The sequence below is a fragment of the Enterobacter asburiae genome (genome assembly GCF_008080435.1).
Taxonomy (GTDB): domain Bacteria; phylum Pseudomonadota; class Gammaproteobacteria; order Enterobacterales; family Enterobacteriaceae; genus Enterobacter; species Enterobacter asburiae_C.
Genome location: NZ_VRKN01000024.1, coordinates 14090 through 30640, shown reverse-complemented (window position 1 = coordinate 30640; position 16551 = coordinate 14090). Strand labels below are relative to the sequence as shown.

The window sequence follows — 16551 nt, the reverse complement described above, 5'->3', positions numbered from 1 at the left end:
AGAAGAAACAGGACGCTCAGATTACAAACAGGCCAGAGTAATTGTCGCGATGCGGACGGGGTAATTGTCGCCTAATAGCGTAGAGGTTCACGGCGGAAACGGCTATCTGATCGACCAGTTTCTGCGCCAGACATCCAACAAACGCACGGATGAGTACGGCGGCACGCTGGCGAACCGGATCCGCTTTGCTCAGGAGGTGTTAAGCGCCATTGCTGAGGCTATTGGCCGCGAACGTACGGGCATCCGCCTTTCCCCGTTTATTACCCAACGCGGGATGAACGATCCGCAGGTAACGGAAGCCATAATTGCTCTCGCGGCCTGGTGTGAACAACAAGGGATTGCGTTCATCCACCTGGCGGAAGCCGACTGGGACGATGCGCCGCAGGTACCTGAACAGTTCCGTCAATCGCTTCGCGAGACGTTTAGCGGAACCCTTATCGTCGCGGGGAACTATGACCTTGAAAAAGCGGAAAAAATCCTTGCTGCTGGCTATGCCGATTTGATTGCCTTCGGACGGCCGTTTATTGCCAACCCGGATTTACCACACCGGCTGGCGCACCAACTGCCTCTGGCCCAGGTGCGCGACCCCGCCACGCTGTTTGGCGGTACCGGCACGGGATATACCGATTACCCAACGTACACCCTGCAGGAGGAAACATTATGACCCATAAAACCTTAATTATCGGCGGTGCTTCCGGCATCGGTTACGCCGTGGGTAGCCTGCTTGCCGGGCGCGGCGAGGAGATTATTCTTGCGGGTCGCGACAGCGCGAAACTGGACGCCGCGCGGCAGCGTCTGAGCGCCCATGCCGCGTCTGTACACACCCTCGTGCTGGATATCAGCCGTGAGGCAGAGCTTGTTGCGCTCAGTGAAACGCTGGGCGAGGTAAATAATATTGTCGTCACGGCGGGTTCACAGGCACCGGGAGGGCTCTTCTCCGGACTGGATCTCCGTGCGGCAAGGCTGGCCTTTGATACAAAATTCTGGGGAAGCATCAATGTTGCCCGCTATCTCAGCGGAAACATCGCTCCCCGCGGTACGCTGACGTTCACCAGCGGGTTTGTGGCGCGCCGCACCGTGGCAGGTGCCATTGTAAAAACGACGATGAATGCCGCCATTGAGGCCGCGACAAAAGTGCTGGCGAAAGAGCTTTCCCCGCTGCGCATCAACGCTGTGAGTCCGGGGCTGACCGACACGGAAGCGTATGCGGGGATGGACGCTGCCGCGCGGGAAAAAATGCTCGCTGGCGCGGCGGAAACCCTGCCAGCCAAAGTCTGGGGAAGGGCGGACGACATCGCGCAAGGGTATCTTTTCGCCATTGATAATCCCTTTATCACCGGGTCGGTCATTGATATTGAAGGTGGAGCGTTAATTAATTGACTCCCTCTGATTTGAACCGCAGGAAATTGTCTGCGGGTAACGTAATACTCTATTGAGAGATAACATGAAATATTCGACGTATTTTTATTCGGCTGTAGCGATGGTTATTCTTGCAGGTCTGTCGGGCACCACGTTTTCGGCGCAGGGGGAATGGCTGAAACCGGAGCAGATTATTGTGGACAACAGCCTGCCGCAGGCGCAATTAAAAGCGAATGAAGCTGTTGCCCGTGAATATGCCTCGTTCTGGAACACGGGTAATGAAACCCTGGCACGTGATGCCCTGGCGGCAAGTTTTGTTGATAAAACGCCTCCGGAAGGTCGTAAGCAAGGCCCCGAAGGCGCTATTTTAGCCTCCCGGGCGTTTCGTGCAGCCGTGCCTGATTTGCGCTGTGACATTGAGCAAATGATTATTTCAGGCAATCGCGTGGTCTCGCATTTACATTTTCACGGCACCTTCACCGGGACATCTGGCAAGCTGAAAGGCAAGGGGCAGAAAATAGATTTTATCGCCACGGATATTTATGAGATCGCAGACGGGAAGATTGTGGCTAACTGGCACATTGAGGACAACCTGACGCTGATGAAACAGCTGGGCGCACTGTAAATTCACCACTCCGGGGTGGCCCGGAGTGATGCGAAAATCCTATAAACCAAGATCGCTCAGCGAGGGGTGATCGTCCGGGCGTCTGCCCAGCGGCCAGCGGAACAGTCGCTCAGAGGCTTTTATCGGCATGTCGTTTACGCAGGCAAAGCGGCGCTTCATCAACCCGTCCGGCTCGAACTCCCAGTTTTCATTGCCATACGAGCGGAACCAGTTGCCGGAATCATCATGCCATTCATAGGCATAGCGTACCGCGATCCGGTTATCCGTAAATGCCCATAGCTCTTTAATCAGACGATAGTCCAGCTCTTTTTTCCACTTCCGCTCCAGAAACGCCCGGGCCTCTTCACGGTTGGTGGCGAATTCTGCGCGGTTGCGCCACTGGGTATCCAGCGTATAGGCAAGCGCGACTTTCGCCGGGTCACGACTGTTCCAGCCATCTTCTGCCAGTCTGACTTTTTCGATGGCGCTTTCACGGGTGAAGGGCGGTAAAGGAGGGCGTGTGTTCATTGCGATTACCTCTGCGTTATATGATGTAGACAGGTCTGTCTACATGCGGTAATCTATGCCTGTAAAATAACGCTGTCAACATCCGTTTTGAGGCTAGCCAAAAGTGAAAACAGAACCCGCAGGTAACGATACAAAAATCAGCGTCAGAGATAAGATATTACTTACGGCGCACGATCTGTTTTATTCCACAGGCTTCAGGGCGACGGGGGTGGATACGCTGATTAAAGCATCTAAAGTGACAAAGGTGACTTTCTATCGCCATTTTCCGGGTAAAAGTTTACTTATTCTCGCCTATTTGCACTATCGGCATGAAATATGGATTGACTGGTTTGAGACCACGCTGCGTCGACATCTCGACAAAGGCGAAATACCTTCTGAAGCGATATCTGCAACGCTTTACGAATGGTTTATTTCACCCGAGTTCCACGGTTGTGCGTTTATTAATGCCAGCGCAGAGGCAAAATCAGAAGATATTGAAAGCGAAATAAAAGCGATATGCCGCAATCATAAATTAGAAACAAAGAAAATTATTGCTGTGCTGACGCAGAATTCTGATGAACGCGTCATCAACGAAATCATGTTGCTCATTGACGGCGCAATTATTCACGCGCAAATGGGCATGGATACGGATGATGTCATCACTCCGCTGAAGAGGGCATTAGCAGGGTTAATGGGGGACTAATCAGACGTCCCCCTTAACCCTCAACGCGACGGCTGACGAACGCTTTCAGCATCTCTCCGGCACTATGAATGTGTCGCATGACTTCAGCTCGCGCTTTCTCTGCATCCCGTTCCTTGCAGGCTGTAAGGATACCTGCATGGTCATCCTGAAAAACCGGGGTTTCGGAAAGCAGCTTTCGCTGAAGGTATTCATACCGCTCTATCTGATTGCGGGTATCATTAATCAGCTTCAGCAGGCGTTGGTTTTTGCATCCGCTGTAGACAAGATCGTGGAACTCCCGGTTTAGTGTGCCCTGCATTTCAAATTCAGTCGTTCTGGCGAGCAGCGTATGCGTCAGTTCGGCTCTCGCAAGCGTATCAGAGCTCACGATTTTTGCGCTCTGAAAGACGGCTTCACCTTCCAGCAAGGCGCGCAGGGAGTAAATCTCATCCAGATCTTCAACGGATAGCGTTCTGACAACAGCGCCGCGGTTTCTGAAAATTTCCACCAGCCCATCGCGTTCAAGCTGTCTGATCGCTTCTCTCATCGGAATTCGACTGACTGAAAAATGACTGGCGAGATCCCTTTCAACAAGCCTCTCTCCATCACGCAGACGTCCGCTGTTAATCATCTTTCTTAATTCACTGGCGAGCACGTCCGGGGTCGAAAGGGCGTTCAGTTGCATACTGTTTCTCCTGAAAAGATGGAATAATGGTATACCATCTGATAGCTTACGTCGAGACAGGGAACGCGCGAACAAACATCGCAAGCAAAATCCATCGGATATCATTATCGGGAGCATCAAGATGAGCCATCGTGAACATCATTATCAGGTTAAGGTTGAGTGGAAAGGGAACAAAGGGCGGGGAACGGAAACTTATAAAGCCTATGATCGGCTTTATGACATCACGGCGGGTGATAAATCTCCGATTTCAGGTTCGTCAGATCCTGCGTTTCTTGGCGATGCGTCTTGCTGGAATCCTGAAGATCTTCTTGTCGCGTCAGCCTCTGCCTGTCACAAATTATGGTATTTGCATCTTTGCGCGGAAGCGGGGATAAGCGTTTATACCTATATTGACCGGGCGGAAGGAACGATGCGCGAAGGAGAAAAGGGGTGTTTCACCTCTATCGTGCTCAAGCCCTACATCACGCTTCGTCCTGGGGATGATATCGAGCGCGCTGTGGCACTTCATCATCGCGCGCATGAGCTTTGCTTTATTGCTAACTCGCTGAATTTCCCGGTGACCTGCCAGCCAACAATACTGCATAGCGCCCGTTCACCCGTCGATGAACAATAACGCTAAGCGTTGAATAACCTTCACACCGGAAATGAACAAATGGCCTGTAACCGTACTTTCGCACTCGATATAAGCTGGAAAACGCTGCTGAAAGACGCGGGGCTTGAGCCAGAACGCATTCTCCGCAGGGCAGGATTACCTGACGATCTCTTTTTGCAAAAAGCGCGCGGACTCGATACGAATGAATACATCCGCTTCTGGAACGCGCTGGAGACCGAAACGAACGATCCTGCCTTTCCCGTGCCGCTCATTGAATCGATCTCTGCGGATGTGTTTGATCCACCACTTTTTGCCGCACTGTGTAGTAGCAACATGATGCAGGCTGTCCAGCGTCTGGCCAGATATAAACAGCTTATTGCACCCATGGTTCTGGAGACCACGGTGGATCAAAACGGCAATCTTACCGTTTCACCGCGCTGGCTCTTTGCGACAGCTCTCCCACCGTTTTTGCAGGTAGCAGAACTAGGCTTCCTGCTCAAGCTTCTGCGACTGGGGACCCGCGAACCGGTTAACCCCTTGCAAGTCCGTGTTTCTGCGCTGCCTTCAGCGGTTCAGAACAGCCACTTTTCCCATTTCTTTGGTATTGACGTGCGATACGGAGAACAGCCTGCCATCAGCTTTTCCGCGGCTGATGCTCTTCGACCTTTTTTAACGGTAAATGAGGGGATGTGGCAGGTATTTGAACCGGAACTTCAGCGTCGTCTCAGCCAGTTAAATGAAATGGCTTCAACCGCCGAGCGCGTACGCGCGGTACTCCTGGAACTTATTCCCGGTAACGAAGCGACTATTGAAAAAGCGGCGGAGCGTCTGGGAATGAGCAAACGCACGCTGCAGCGCAGGCTTGAGCAGGAAGGGGACAACTTTCGCAACCTTGTCAACGCGTGTCGTGAACACCTGGCCCGTCATTATCTTCGCAATACGCGTCTTTCCGGGTATGAGATCGCCTTTTTACTGGGTTTCGAAGATCCTAACTCATTCTATCGCGCATTTATGACCTGGACGGGGCAGACCCCTGAAGCGGCCAGAACCGCCATGCGTCTTGAGTAATCTATGGCTATGATGGCGCATTTTGCGAGTCATATGGCGCGATACGCTAGTTAACATTGGACCGAAGGGGAGCAAACTAACGACAGTCTACTCACCGAGGTATTTATGTTTACTCAGGACAAGAAAACCGCGCTGGTCACCGGTGCATCGTCAGGTATGGGCAAAGTCATCGCCCGTCGTCTTATTCAGGATGGCTATCAGGTTTACGCTGCTGCTCGTAGCGTTGAGAAAATGAACGATCTCGCCCAGCTTGGCGCGCTCCCTTTGCGGATGGATATCTCACGTGATGAAGACATTTTGGCTGCAGTGAATACCATCGTGTCGCAGACGGGTGGGGTTGACGTATTGGTCAACAATGCGGGTTTTGGGCTCTATGGACCGGTAGAAGAGATCGGTATTGATGAAGCTCGCTATCAGTTTGAGGTTAACGTGTTTGGTGCGGGCCGCCTTACGCAACTGCTGCTCCCGGCCATGCGCGCCAGACGCAGCGGACATATTATCAATATCACTTCGATCGGAGGGAAAATTTACACCCCTCTGGGAGCCTGGTACCACGCAACGAAACATGCGCTCGAGGGATGGTCTGACTGTCTGCGCCTTGAAGTGGCTGGATTTGGAATTAAGGTTGTGATTGTTGAACCGGGTTTAATCGAGACAGGTTTTGGTGATGTGGTCAGCGGCAATATTGTCAAACGCTCAGCAAGTGGCCCTTATGGTCATCTGGTGGGGAAGGTGGCGGGCACGATCAAAAATGCTTATGGGAATGGTAGAGGCAGCGACCCGAAGGTGATTGCGGACGTGGTTGCCCGCGCCGTTGCAAGTCCTCATCCGCGTACACGCTATGCAGCCGGCAAGTATGCCAAGGTGCTCATCCGCATGCGCGTCTGGTTGGGAGACCGTCTGTTCGATCGCGTTATTCTTAGCCAGACGCGATGACCCGAGCGCCGAGGATTAAAAACCCTCGGCCTCAGCATGCGCCGCTATACAATGCTGTAAACTCCCGCTCCCCAGTACCCTTTACCCGGACGAGTCTGTTCTTTCCAGCCTGATGCGATCAGTTCTTTTGCAATAAACCGATTGATGATCCCGTGCCCCATGAGCAAGACGGGACCGTCGGAGCCCTTAGCCGCCGTCACGAGGATCTCAGCCGCCTTAGCGGCACGGTTTTTTGCGCTGTTAACGCACTCTGCCTCGCCAGAAAGGCCGCAGAGCCAAAGAACACGAAACAGCGCCGCCCAGTAAAAAGGCGATAACCGTAACCCCGGGATACGAAATACCGGCAGTTCCGCCTCCCGAAATACATCATCAATTAAGCCCGGTGCACACCCCAGCGTTTTCAACGATGAAAGGGCTCTCGGGAGTGGGCTGCTGAGGAAAGCGAGCGCGCGGTACGCCTGGATTTGAGCCATTTCAGGCGGAATGTCGCTGCCCGTCGAAGAGAGGTTATAGCTGTCGATCCACTCCGGCATTTCCCTGCACGAGACCTTTGGCGCGCCCCTGTAATGGGGTTCTCCATGCCGCATCAAAATAATTTCCATACGTTCTAATCGCGAGTCCTGATCTTCCATTCATCACAGCCAGACTAGCGCGATCTGATGAGAGTTTTCACCCACCCGTTTTGGTGTGTCAGTGCGATATACATAACACGCGGGCTGTACTTAACGTCGTTCACCGCAATAATATATGTCGCAAGAATTTAACTGTTTTTTGTCTTTCTCGTTTCGCACGGCATCACACGTAAAGCGGGTTAGTAAGGATATTCTCCATGACTCTTCGCATTCGACAGGCCACCGGGGCCGATTCAACGCTTTTAAGCGAGCTGGGATACCGCATCTATCCCGCCCATTTTCAGCATTTGTGGGTGTCAGAGGCAGAGATGAAGGATTTTCTGCATGGCGATTACGCGCTTTCTGTACTTGAACAGAGCCTGAAAGATAACGCTGTTTCCTGGTATGTTGCAGAGACCGACAGGCCTGTGGGATTCATGAAAGTGACCTGGGAAGCCATGATTCCAGAAACGGACAAGAAGGGCGTTCTCCTCAACAAGCTCTACCTTGACCCCGCCGAGACCGGAAAGAACTATGGCCAGGTGATGTTCAGCAACATCACCGACATGGCCCGGAGCAGGGGGAAAGAGTATCTCTGGCTGGAAGTGCTGGAGCAGAACGCGGGAGCGTACCGGTTCTACCAGAAGCAGGGCATGCTCTGCATTAAGAACGTCCTTTTCGAAACCGCTTCACAGCAGAGCATAGTCAGGATTATGGGGATGTCTCTTTAGGGCGACTCTCGTCGCGCTGTGCCAGCGATAGCGCGCTGGCGCTGGCGGGATCGAACAGCGAGATACTCTCAATCTGATTGAGTAAAATCACCTTCCGGAATGACATGGCGCTTCGGGGTTCGGAGTCGAGCGTGATGTCATGCTCCGCATACCATTTGCTGTAATTATTCTCGATGCGCAAATTCATCGTCTTCGCGTCTCTGTAGCCGCTTAACATCGGGATCAGCACGATATTGGCCGTTTTTTCATACTCCAGCGTCGCGGTGTGGATCATGCCTACGTAAATCCGCCTGGACCGGAGCGTGACCTGCGCCAGTTCGCCTTGCTCCATACACTGGTACAGCAGTTGTTCAATACCGCTCGACTGCGCCAGTCGTTTGTAGAGCTTTTTCCGGCTTTCACCGTCCAGCCTGGCGCTGCCTGCCCAGTTAGAGCGGTAGAGGCAAAACAGGATGGCAAACGCCAGCATCACGACCACCGGCGCCTGAATGCCTAAAAAGCTCCAGTTCATAAAGTCGATTTGCCAGTCGGTATATTTCGGTGAGGCAAAGTGAAAAGCGTTATTGGCGGCGGAAAAGGTGAGCAGGAGCAGCCAGAGCAGACCAGTGGCAATTACGCCCTGCAGAACGAAAATACAGCCGTACAGCGCCACAAGGAAATAGACGTCCCAGCCAAATGAGCGCTTGATTTTAAAGCGGGTCGACAGGTCGCGGCTGGTGTACCAGTACCCGCATACCATCAGCACCATAAATATCGCCGTTCCCATATCAGGCCCTCTTCAGCGTGTCGACGTGACGCAGAAAATCCTGCCGCACCTCGTTGCTTTTGTAGTTCACCGAGGCGTTTCCGTCCTGGTCGATGATGATGCGATCGCCATCTTCCACGGCTTCAATGATTTCCTGCTGACTCATCACCTGGAGCAAGGATTCGGGGCTGGAGAAAAGGGAGAAAAAGAAGCGTTTCACGGCAGGCATCCTTATGAATAAAAAGGATAAGCCTGGAAGAAGACCGGCGAGTTTGCCTTAAGGATATCCTGAAAGTTAAAGCCGGGTGGCGGCTGCGCCTTACCCGGCCTACAAAACCCACTCTTTTGATAATATTTAAGTTATTGATATGTAGTTAAAATAAAAAATAAATCATCACAAACTTGGACAAATAACATTAATTGTGTAAGTTTTAATTATGCGATTACGCCACGTTGTTTACAGCCAGGATGTGACCCATGAGCACTTTGCCCTCTGTCGTGAGTCGGTTTGTTGAGTACTACGCCGCACTGGATAGTCAGCCGCCGTCTGCGCTGGTGGGGCTTTACCATTCGAATGCCTCGCTTATCGATCCGTTTGGCGAACATGACGGGATTTTCGCGCTTCAGCGCTATTTCACCCATCTGCTGGCCAACGTCGAGCATTGCCGTTTTACCATTGATTCGCCGCTGTGCAGCGGAAGCCGGTTTGTTGTCACCTGGGTAATGCACTGGTCGCACCCGCGCATTGCCGGGGGAGAGCCGCTCGAACTGCCGGGATGCTCAGTGGTGCAGACCGAAAACGATCTCATCACACACCAGCGCGACTACTACGATGCGGGAGAGATGATCTACGAACACCTTCCTCTGCTGGGTTGGGCGGTACGTGGAGTGAAGCGGAGGATCAAATCATGAAGACGGTGCTGATTACCGGCGCAAGCTCGGGCATTGGCGCCGGGCTGGCGAAATCCTTTTCCGCTGACGGCTACCATGTGATTGCCTGCGGGCGCGATCCGGCGCGTCTTGAGGCGCTGCATCAGACCTGCCCCAATCTCACCGTTCGCCTGTTCGAGATGACAGACAGGGACGCCTGTCGCCAGGCGCTGACCGGCAGCTACGCCGATCTGATTATTCTCTGTGCCGGTACCTGCGAATATCTCGATGGAGGCGTGGTGGATGCGGCGCTGGTGGAGCGGGTTATGAACACCAATTTCCTCGGCCCGGTGAACTGCCTCGAGGCGCTACAGCCGCAGCTGGTTGCGGGCAACCGCGTGGTGCTGGTGAGTTCCATGGCCCACTGGCTGCCTTTCCCACGGGCAGAGGCCTACGGCGCGTCCAAAGCCGCGCTGAGCTGGTTTGCCGAAAGCCTGCGCCTGGACTGGGAGCCAAAAGGGATTGCCGTGACGATTGTCTCGCCGGGCTTTGTCGATACGCCCCTGACGCGGAAAAACGATTTTGCCATGCCGGGCAGGGTGAGCGTCGACGAGGCGGTGAAGGCGATCCGTATCGGGCTGGCGGCTGGGAAAATGCATATCGCATTTCCTGTCGGGTTTGGCTTCATTTTGCGGCTGCTCTCCGGACTGCCTGCGTTTCTTCAGCGCGCGCTGCTGCGCAGGATGGTGCGTTCATGAACATTGCGATTATCGGCAGCGGCATCGCCGGGCTGACCTGCGCCTGGCGCCTGGCCGGGCACCATCAGGTGACCCTGTTTGAAGCGGACGCCACGCCCGGCGGCCATACCGCAACGGTTGACGTATCGACGCCACAGGGCACATACGCGATCGATACCGGGTTTATCGTCTACAACGACCGCACCTATCCGCGCTTTATAGGCCTGCTCAGCGAGCTGGGCATCAGCGGGCAAAAAACGCAGATGAGCTTTTCGGTGCACAATCCTGCGACGGGGCTGGAGTACAACGGACACACCCTGACATCGCTGTTTGCCCAGCGTCGAAACCTGGTGAATCCGGCATTCTGGCGGCTGCTCGGGGAGATCGCCCGCTTCAATCGTCTGGCAAAACAGGCGCTGGGCGGGGAGGTGAACCCGAACGCCACGCTGCAGACGTTTCTGGACCAGCACGGCTTCACGCCGTTTTTTGCGCGCCACTACATTCTGCCGATGGGGGCCGCCATCTGGTCATCGTCGCTGCAGGAGATGAAGCGTTTCCCGCTGCCGCTCTTTTTGCGATTCTTCCACCACCACGGCCTGCTGGATATCACCCAGCGCCCGCAGTGGTACGTGGTGCCGGGCGGCTCGCGGGAGTATATCCGCGCCATGCTCGACAAGCTGGGCGACCGCCTGACGCTGCACCTGAACGCGCCGGTGCAGCGGGTGAGCCGTCACGCGCACGGGGTCACGCTTCAGCTTGAAAATGGCTGCCATACCTTCGATCGGGTGATTTTTGCCTGCCACTCCGCCAGTGCCCTGGCGATGCTTGATGACCCGACGCCCGCAGAGCGCGAGGTGCTGGGGGATATCGGCTGGCAGCGCAACGAGGTCGTTTTACACAGCGATCCGCGCTGGCTGCCGGTGCGGCAGCGCGCGTGGGCCAGCTGGAACTACCGCCTGAGCGCTCAGGACCAGGCCAGCGCCTGCGTCACCTACAACATGAACATCCTGCAGGGGTTGCCTGCGGGCAGTCCGCTGTTCTGCGTCACTCTGAACCCGGACGCGCCGGTGGACGAACGCTTCGTCTGGCAACGCTTTGTCTACGAACATCCGCTGTTTAACCCGCAAAGCTGGCGGGCGCAGGCGCGGCGCGGAGAGATCAATGGTCACCAGCGAAGCTGGTACTGCGGGGCCTACTGGTACAACGGTTTTCATGAGGATGGCGTGCGCAGCGCGCTGGACGTGGTCAATGCGATAGCGGCCGGAGAGGGGAACTGAGATGAACAGCTGCCTCTACCACGGCGTATTACGTCACCGCCGCCTCCAGCCGAAAACCCATGAATTTAGCTACAGCGTCTTTATGGCCTGGCTGGATCTGGATGAACTGCCGCTGCTGTCGTCCGTCGGCGTGCGGCGCAATCGCTTTGCCGCCGCCTCGTTCCACGACGCGGACTATCCGCTCGGCACGCCGCTCAAAGAGAACGTCCTGAGCAGGCTGGAGAGCCTGACTGGAGAGCGTCCGGACGGGCGGGTGATGCTCCTGACGCAGCTGCGCTATTTCGGCTTTCATTTTAATCCGGTCAACTTTTACTACTGCTACGACGGGAAGAGAACGCTGCGCTGGGTACTGGCGGAGGTGCGCAACACGCCGTGGAATGAACGTCATTACTATGCCGTCAACGGACAGGATGCGCAGCCCACGGAAAAAGCGTTTCACGTTTCCCCCTTCAACCCGATGGACATGATCTACCGCTGGCGCTTTAACGACCCGGATAACACGCTGCATATGCACATTGAAAATCATCAGGAAGCGAAGGTCTTTGACGCCACGCTGGCGCTGCGTCGTGCGCCTTTGACGCGCGCTGCGCTGCGCTCGCTGTTGCTGCGCATCCCGCTCATGACCCTGAAAACCGTTTTTGCCATTTACTGGCAGGCGCTGCGCCTGTGGCTCAAGCGCGTACCGCTGTATAACCATCCCGTCAGCAGGAGTAAACGCTCATGACCGATCCCGTCTTTGCGCTAGAACCCGATATCCCGCGCAACGTCCGCATCGCGCGATGGCTGCTGTTTCGTCTGTTAAACGGTATCCGCGGCGGCTCGCTCACGCTGCGTGAAGGGGCACAGACCTTTCATTTTGGCGAGACATCCTCCACGCTGCTTGCCGACGTGCAGATCCTCTCGCCCGGCGTTTACTGGCGTGTCTTAACGGGCGGGAGCCTTGCTGCGGCAGAAGCCTGGATGGACGGCGAATGGGAAACCGCGCACCTCACGCCGCTTCTGGAACTGCTCGCGCTCAACGGCGAGGTGCTCGGCCGTCTGGAAAACGGGTTCCGTCTGCTCGGCAGGCCGCTGGAGCGCCTACGCCACTGGACGCGGCGTAACTCCCGCGTGCAGGCGCGCGAAAATATTGCCGCCCATTACGACCTGGGCAATACCTTCTATGCCCATTTCCTGGATAAAGAGCTGCTCTATTCCAGCGCGTTGTTTACCGCTGACGAGCAGGATCTGACCGCGGCCCAGCAGGCCAAAATGGCGCGCCTGTGTGACCAGCTAGCGCTAAACCCGTGTGACCACCTGCTGGAAATTGGCACCGGCTGGGGGGCGATGGCGGAATACGCTGCCCGTCATTATGGCTGTCGGGTAACGACCACCACGCTGTCGCAGGAGCAATACGTCTGGGCGACGGAGCGGATCGCCCGCGCCGGGCTGCAGGATCGCGTTGAAGTGCTGCTCTGCGACTATCGCGACCTCACCGGAGAGTACGACAAGCTGGTCTCAATAGAGATGATTGAAGCCGTCGGGCAACGCTATCTGCCAACCTTCTTCCGTACCTGCCAGGCGCGGCTACGCCCGGGAGGACGGATGGCGATTCAGGCCATCACCATTCAGGACCAGCGCTATCGCGACTACAGCAAAAGCGTCGATTTTATCCAGCGCTATATTTTTCCCGGCGGATTCTTGCCGAGCATCACCGCGATGAACGAGCTGATGACGCGCCACACCGATTTCGTGGTGCGTAATCTCTTCGACATGGGCCCCGACTATGCCCGCACGCTGGCTCACTGGCGGCAGCGCTTTGTCCACGCCTGGCAGGAGATTGAAACGCTCGGCTTCGATGAACGGTTCCGCCGCATGTGGCTGTACTACTTTGGCTACTGTGAAGCCGGGTTTAACGCCCGCACCATCAGCGTGGTGCAGCTGACCGCCGAGCGCGTATGAGACGTTACCTTCAGGTCTTCCTGCTGGCCGCCGTGGGTGGACCGGTGGCCTATCTGTTTGGCGAGCGGCTAGGGGGCATCACGTTTCTGGAGCCGACCTTTATCGTCGTGAGCTGGATGGCGCCGGGCTGGCTGGTGTTGATGCTGTTTTTCCACCTGCTGATGGGGAGGCAAAAAGGAGAGCTGCGGTTTTGCTGCTTTGGCTGCCGACTGGCTTGCCTGGCGGAAGGTGGGGGACGCCACGCCAGTCGGAAGCGTTCAGCACCCGTTTTCTGGCCATCTGGCTCGATCCCCGCACGCAATATCCTGAGCTGCGTCAGCAGTTAATCGGAGGCCAAAAATGAAACGTATCCTGATGATGGCGCTGGCATTCACGCTGCTGCTGGCGGGCTGTAGCACAGAAGTGGACGAGTATCGCCAGCAGCAGCCACGGCTTGATATCTTCCACTACTTTCAGGGCAAAACCGAAGCGTGGGGGATGGTACAGGATCGCAGCGGCAAGCAGATCCGCCGTTTCCACGTTGAGATTGCCGGGGACGTTATCGGCGATACGCTGACGCTGAATGAGCACTTTGTCTACGACGACGGCGAGAAGCAGCAGCGGGTCTGGCATATTCGCCGGGTAGGAAACGATCGCTACGAGGGAACGGCAGGGGATATCGAAGGGGTTGCCACGGGGCAGGCCGAAGGCAACGCGTTCAACTGGCATTACAGCATGAACGTGAAGGCCAACGGCAGCACCTGGCTACTGAACTTCGACGACTGGATGTACCTGCAGGATGAGACCCATCTGTTTAATAAAACCGAGATGAAGAAGCTGGGCGTCACCGTCGCCACGGTGACGCTGTTCTTTACCCGCAAGGTGTGAGGATGCGAGCCGTGAACAATCCCCTCGCCCCTTTGGGGAGAGGGTTAGGGTGAGGGGATCGTCCTGTTTCCGGGCTGGCTGATTTCGGTACGACGCTTTACTGGCAAGCGTAAGGCGGCTAACCATGGCGACTACGCGCCGAGTTCTTTGCGGATAATCTTGGCCCCGGCGTTCAGTGCCCTTAGCTTACCGTTAGCAACCTGACGCGAAAGCGGAGCCATGCCGCAGTTGGTTGACGGATAAAGCTTGTCCGCATCGACGAACTGCAGCGCTTTACGCAACGTATCGGCGACTTCCTCCGGTGTTTCAACGGCGTTGGTTGCCACATCAATCGCGCCGACCATCACTTTCTTACCGCGGATCAGCTCCAGCAGATCCATCGGCACGCGGGAGTTGTGGCATTCCAGAGAGATGATGTCGATGTTAGACGTCTGCAGCTTAGGGAAGGCCTCTTCATACTGTCGCCATTCTGAGCCGAGCGTCTTTTTCCAGTCGGTATTGGCTTTGATGCCGTAGCCGTAGCAGATGTGTACTGCGGTTTCGCACTTCAGCCCTTCAATGGCGCGCTCCAGCGCGGCGATGCCCCAGTCGTTCACCTCGTCAAAAAAGACGTTAAACGCCGGTTCATCAAACTGGATAATATCGACGCCTGCGGCCTCTAACTCACGCGCTTCCTGATTGAGGATTTTGGCGAATTCCCAGGCCAGCTTTTCGCGGCTTTTATAGTGCGCGTCGTAAAGGGTGTCGATCATGGTCATCGGCCCGGGCAAGGCCCATTTGATTGGCTTGTCCGTGAGCTGACGCAGGTATTTTGCATCGTCCACGAAGACCGGTTTCTGACGTGCAACGGCTGAAACCACGGTCGGCACGCTGGCGTCATAGCGGTTACGAATGCGCACCGTCTGGCGATTTTCAAAATCCACGCCGCTCAGGTGTTCAATAAAGGTGGTGACGAAGTGCTGGCGGGTCTGTTCCCCGTCGCTGACAATATCGATCCCCGCCCGGATCTGCTCATCCAGAGACAAGCGCAGCGCATCCTGTTTACCCGCCAGCAGTTCCTGATCCTGTAGTTTCCAGGGTGACCACAGCGTTTCAGGTTGTGCAAGCCAGGTCGGCTTAGGGAGGCTGCCAGCCGTAGACGTCGGGAGCAATGTTTTCATAATAAAAGACCTTTTTGAAAGAATTAAAGCGTGTAGTTATCAGACCACTGCTCAAGAATATGTTGGTAAGGCTTAATGAAGTACGCTTCCGTAAAGCGGCCCTGTTCAATCGCCAGTTGGCTTCGCTCTTCCCGGTCATAAACAATTTTGGTTAAGGAGTGATCCTGCTGGTTCAGATCCGGTCGGTAGCACAGTCCCGCCGCCGAGTTTGCGTTATAAATTTCCGGGCGATAGATTTTCTGGAACGTCTCCATCGTGCTGATGGTGGCAATCAGTTCCAGATCGGTGTAATCACTCAGCAAATCCCCGGTAAAGAAGAACGCGAAAGGCGCCACGCTGTTTTCCGGCATGAAATAGCGAACCTTCAGGCCCATCTTCGCGAAGTACTGTTCCGTAAGCGACTCGCCATCCGGCTGATACTCAATGCCCAGCACCGGGTGCTGGTTACCGGTGCGGCGGTAGGTGTCTTTGCTGGAGACGCTCAGGCAGATCACCGGTCCCTTTCTGAAGTTCTCTTTGTATTCCGGCGAATTCACAAAGTGGCGGAAAATATTGCCATGCAGTTCGCCAAACTTTTCCGGAATGCTGAAGTGTTGCTGGTTCTTGTTGTGTTCCAGCAGCTGCACGCTGAAATCATAATCCCGCACGTAAGAAGAGAAGTTATTCCCGACGATGCCAGGGATACGCAGGTTATTTTTTTTGTCGACAATCGTGGTTTGCAAGATCTCAATGGCCGGGAACGGTTTTTCCGCGCCAATGTCCAAATCGACAGAGATGATTTCAAGCTCAACCGCGTAGCGATCGGCGTTTGGGTTATCCCAGCGCGCTAAGGCGTTAAAGCGGTTGTTGATCATCACCAGCGTATTGCGCAGGTTTTCCTGACGTTTTTCACCGCGCGCCAGGTTGGCAAAGTTGGTGGTCGTACGCGTATTTTCTGAGGGGTTGTAATTCTCATCGAAGCAACTGCGCTTAAGGGTATATGTGAAAGCTTTGCTCATTGCGGTTATGCATCCTAAGTTCATGTTGCTAAGAAGTTACCAATGCATAATTTATGCCTGAGCCCGCGGCGCAGGGGAAGTGACTTAATTTCAATGCAACATGAGCGAAGTTCATGAAGTGTAATGCTCAAGGTGTCGCTGCCTTCTTGCCGGGTGGCGCTGCGCTTAGCCGGCCTACGGT

20 protein-coding genes and 3 pseudogenes are annotated in these 16551 nt (G+C 55.2%); 16 read left to right on the top strand and 7 right to left on the bottom strand.

Annotation, left to right across the window (positions count from 1 at the left end; all coding sequences use genetic code 11):
- Positions 1-73: 73 nt before the first annotated feature.
- From FU672_RS23305 to FU672_RS23295, 3 genes and pseudogenes are all read left to right on the top strand, one after another.
- A pseudogene (locus tag FU672_RS23305) lies at positions 74-664 on the top strand (oxidoreductase); the annotation flags it as partial.
- The gene (locus FU672_RS23300) at positions 661-1380 is read left to right on the top strand and encodes an SDR family oxidoreductase (protein WP_148245034.1); all 720 of its coding nucleotides are present in this window, start codon (positions 661-663) and stop codon (positions 1378-1380) included. The pseudogene FU672_RS23305 and the gene FU672_RS23300, both read left to right, overlap by 4 nt.
- A gap of 64 nt (positions 1381-1444) precedes the next feature.
- Positions 1445-1984 carry an ester cyclase gene (locus FU672_RS23295; RefSeq protein ID WP_148245033.1) on the top strand — a complete coding sequence of 180 codons (540 nt, stop codon included), beginning with the start codon at positions 1445-1447 and terminating at the stop codon, positions 1982-1984.
- Positions 1985-2023: 39 nt separating this feature from the next.
- Here the strand turns inward: FU672_RS23295 and FU672_RS23290 are convergent, their stop codons facing one another.
- Positions 2024-2491 carry a nuclear transport factor 2 family protein gene (locus FU672_RS23290; RefSeq protein WP_148245032.1) on the bottom strand — a complete coding sequence of 156 codons (468 nt, stop codon included), beginning with the start codon at positions 2489-2491 and terminating at the stop codon, positions 2024-2026.
- Positions 2492-2594: 103 nt separating this feature from the next.
- Between FU672_RS23290 and FU672_RS23285 the strand changes: the two genes are divergently transcribed.
- Positions 2595-3173 carry a TetR/AcrR family transcriptional regulator gene (locus tag FU672_RS23285; RefSeq protein WP_148245031.1) on the top strand — a complete coding sequence of 193 codons (579 nt, stop codon included), beginning with the start codon at positions 2595-2597 and terminating at the stop codon, positions 3171-3173.
- A gap of 13 nt (positions 3174-3186) precedes the next feature.
- Here FU672_RS23285 and FU672_RS23280 read toward each other — a convergent pair whose 3' ends face one another.
- Entirely contained in the window at positions 3187-3837 is a 651-nt protein-coding gene (locus tag FU672_RS23280) for a GntR family transcriptional regulator (protein WP_148245030.1), read from the bottom strand.
- A gap of 121 nt (positions 3838-3958) precedes the next feature.
- Here FU672_RS23280 and FU672_RS23275 point away from each other — a divergent pair, with 121 nt between their 5' ends.
- From FU672_RS23275 to FU672_RS23265, 3 genes are all read left to right on the top strand, one after another.
- The gene (locus FU672_RS23275; protein ID WP_148245029.1) at positions 3959-4450 is read left to right on the top strand and encodes an OsmC family protein; all 492 of its coding nucleotides are present in this window, start codon (positions 3959-3961) and stop codon (positions 4448-4450) included.
- A gap of 39 nt (positions 4451-4489) precedes the next feature.
- Positions 4490-5497: an AraC family transcriptional regulator gene (locus FU672_RS23270; protein WP_148245028.1), complete on the top strand. Its 1008-nt coding sequence runs from the start codon at positions 4490-4492 to the stop codon at positions 5495-5497.
- A gap of 105 nt (positions 5498-5602) precedes the next feature.
- The gene (locus FU672_RS23265) at positions 5603-6433 is read left to right on the top strand and encodes an oxidoreductase (protein ID WP_148245027.1); all 831 of its coding nucleotides are present in this window, start codon (positions 5603-5605) and stop codon (positions 6431-6433) included.
- Positions 6434-6477: 44 nt separating this feature from the next.
- On the opposite strand, the gene FU672_RS23260 is transcribed toward FU672_RS23265, so the two are convergent.
- Entirely contained in the window at positions 6478-7065 is a 588-nt protein-coding gene (locus tag FU672_RS23260; protein WP_262349055.1) for a phosphoglycerate mutase family protein, read from the bottom strand.
- 197 nt (positions 7066-7262) lie between these two features.
- Between FU672_RS23260 and FU672_RS23255 the strand changes: the two genes are divergently transcribed.
- On the top strand, positions 7263-7775 hold the full coding sequence (locus FU672_RS23255) for a GNAT family N-acetyltransferase (RefSeq protein WP_148245026.1): 513 nt from the start codon (positions 7263-7265) through the stop codon (positions 7773-7775).
- On the opposite strand, the gene FU672_RS23250 is transcribed toward FU672_RS23255, so the two are convergent.
- Both FU672_RS23250 and FU672_RS23245 read right to left on the bottom strand, forming a co-directional pair.
- Entirely contained in the window at positions 7756-8541 is a 786-nt protein-coding gene (locus FU672_RS23250; protein WP_148245025.1) for a hypothetical protein, read from the bottom strand. The genes FU672_RS23255 and FU672_RS23250 overlap by 20 nt on opposite strands.
- 1 nt (position 8542) lies before the next feature.
- Entirely contained in the window at positions 8543-8749 is a 207-nt protein-coding gene (locus FU672_RS23245; RefSeq protein WP_410053339.1) for a hypothetical protein, read from the bottom strand.
- Between the two features lie 248 nt (positions 8750-8997).
- Between FU672_RS23245 and FU672_RS23240 the strand changes: the two genes are divergently transcribed.
- The 8 genes and pseudogenes from FU672_RS23240 (at position 8998) to FU672_RS23210 (ending at position 14212) form a co-directional block, all read left to right on the top strand.
- Positions 8998-9432, top strand: a complete 435-nt coding sequence (locus FU672_RS23240) for a nuclear transport factor 2 family protein (protein WP_148245023.1) — start codon at positions 8998-9000, stop codon at positions 9430-9432.
- On the top strand, positions 9429-10148 hold the full coding sequence (locus FU672_RS23235; RefSeq protein WP_148245022.1) for an SDR family NAD(P)-dependent oxidoreductase: 720 nt from the start codon (positions 9429-9431) through the stop codon (positions 10146-10148). Before FU672_RS23240 ends, FU672_RS23235 begins: the two co-directional genes overlap by 4 nt.
- Positions 10145-11404, top strand: coding sequence for an NAD(P)/FAD-dependent oxidoreductase (locus tag FU672_RS23230; RefSeq protein ID WP_148245021.1), 1260 nt, complete (start codon positions 10145-10147; stop codon positions 11402-11404). Before FU672_RS23235 ends, FU672_RS23230 begins: the two co-directional genes overlap by 4 nt.
- A 1-nt stretch (position 11405) precedes the next feature.
- On the top strand, positions 11406-12128 hold the full coding sequence (locus FU672_RS23225) for a DUF1365 domain-containing protein (RefSeq protein WP_148245020.1): 723 nt from the start codon (positions 11406-11408) through the stop codon (positions 12126-12128).
- On the top strand, positions 12125-13345 hold the full coding sequence (locus FU672_RS23220; protein WP_148245019.1) for an SAM-dependent methyltransferase: 1221 nt from the start codon (positions 12125-12127) through the stop codon (positions 13343-13345). Before FU672_RS23225 ends, FU672_RS23220 begins: the two co-directional genes overlap by 4 nt.
- A 20-nt stretch (positions 13346-13365) precedes the next feature.
- Positions 13366-13521 (top strand): annotated as a pseudogene (locus FU672_RS23215) (DUF2878 domain-containing protein); the annotation flags it as partial.
- 62 nt (positions 13522-13583) lie between these two features.
- A pseudogene (locus tag FU672_RS25300) lies at positions 13584-13688 on the top strand (hypothetical protein); the annotation flags it as partial.
- Positions 13685-14212, top strand: a complete 528-nt coding sequence (locus tag FU672_RS23210; protein WP_148245018.1) for a DUF3833 domain-containing protein — start codon at positions 13685-13687, stop codon at positions 14210-14212. The pseudogene FU672_RS25300 and the gene FU672_RS23210, both read left to right, overlap by 4 nt.
- A gap of 131 nt (positions 14213-14343) precedes the next feature.
- On the opposite strand, the gene FU672_RS23205 is transcribed toward FU672_RS23210, so the two are convergent.
- Entirely contained in the window at positions 14344-15372 is a 1029-nt protein-coding gene (locus tag FU672_RS23205; protein ID WP_148245017.1) for a methionine synthase, read from the bottom strand.
- A gap of 23 nt (positions 15373-15395) precedes the next feature.
- Positions 15396-16370, bottom strand: coding sequence for a DUF1852 domain-containing protein (locus FU672_RS23200; RefSeq protein ID WP_148245016.1), 975 nt, complete (start codon positions 16368-16370; stop codon positions 15396-15398).
- Positions 16371-16551: the final 181 nt, after the last annotated feature.

What these genes read in the sequence shown, in the direction of transcription:
- FU672_RS23300 (WP_148245034.1), top strand. Translation starts at nt 661, where the DNA reads ATGACCCATAAAACCTTAATTATCGGCGGTGCTTCCGGCATCGGTTAC.
- FU672_RS23295 (WP_148245033.1), top strand. Translation starts at nt 1,445, where the DNA reads ATGAAATATTCGACGTATTTTTATTCGGCTGTAGCGATGGTTATTCTT.
- FU672_RS23290 (WP_148245032.1), bottom strand. Translation starts at nt 2,491, where the DNA reads ATGAACACACGCCCTCCTTTACCGCCCTTCACCCGTGAAAGCGCCATC.
- FU672_RS23280 (WP_148245030.1), bottom strand. Translation starts at nt 3,837, where the DNA reads ATGCAACTGAACGCCCTTTCGACCCCGGACGTGCTCGCCAGTGAATTA.
- FU672_RS23275 (WP_148245029.1), top strand. Translation starts at nt 3,959, where the DNA reads ATGAGCCATCGTGAACATCATTATCAGGTTAAGGTTGAGTGGAAAGGG.
- FU672_RS23270 (WP_148245028.1), top strand. Translation starts at nt 4,490, where the DNA reads ATGGCCTGTAACCGTACTTTCGCACTCGATATAAGCTGGAAAACGCTG.
- FU672_RS23265 (WP_148245027.1), top strand. Translation starts at nt 5,603, where the DNA reads ATGTTTACTCAGGACAAGAAAACCGCGCTGGTCACCGGTGCATCGTCA.
- FU672_RS23260 (WP_262349055.1), bottom strand. Translation starts at nt 7,065, where the DNA reads ATGGAAGATCAGGACTCGCGATTAGAACGTATGGAAATTATTTTGATG.
- FU672_RS23255 (WP_148245026.1), top strand. Translation starts at nt 7,263, where the DNA reads ATGACTCTTCGCATTCGACAGGCCACCGGGGCCGATTCAACGCTTTTA.
- FU672_RS23250 (WP_148245025.1), bottom strand. Translation starts at nt 8,541, where the DNA reads ATGGGAACGGCGATATTTATGGTGCTGATGGTATGCGGGTACTGGTAC.
- FU672_RS23245 (WP_410053339.1), bottom strand. Translation starts at nt 8,749, where the DNA reads ATGCCTGCCGTGAAACGCTTCTTTTTCTCCCTTTTCTCCAGCCCCGAA.
- FU672_RS23240 (WP_148245023.1), top strand. Translation starts at nt 8,998, where the DNA reads ATGAGCACTTTGCCCTCTGTCGTGAGTCGGTTTGTTGAGTACTACGCC.
- FU672_RS23235 (WP_148245022.1), top strand. Translation starts at nt 9,429, where the DNA reads ATGAAGACGGTGCTGATTACCGGCGCAAGCTCGGGCATTGGCGCCGGG.
- FU672_RS23230 (WP_148245021.1), top strand. Translation starts at nt 10,145, where the DNA reads ATGAACATTGCGATTATCGGCAGCGGCATCGCCGGGCTGACCTGCGCC.
- FU672_RS23225 (WP_148245020.1), top strand. Translation starts at nt 11,406, where the DNA reads ATGAACAGCTGCCTCTACCACGGCGTATTACGTCACCGCCGCCTCCAG.
- FU672_RS23220 (WP_148245019.1), top strand. Translation starts at nt 12,125, where the DNA reads ATGACCGATCCCGTCTTTGCGCTAGAACCCGATATCCCGCGCAACGTC.
- FU672_RS23210 (WP_148245018.1), top strand. Translation starts at nt 13,685, where the DNA reads ATGAAACGTATCCTGATGATGGCGCTGGCATTCACGCTGCTGCTGGCG.
- FU672_RS23205 (WP_148245017.1), bottom strand. Translation starts at nt 15,372, where the DNA reads ATGAAAACATTGCTCCCGACGTCTACGGCTGGCAGCCTCCCTAAGCCG.
- FU672_RS23200 (WP_148245016.1), bottom strand. Translation starts at nt 16,370, where the DNA reads ATGAGCAAAGCTTTCACATATACCCTTAAGCGCAGTTGCTTCGATGAG.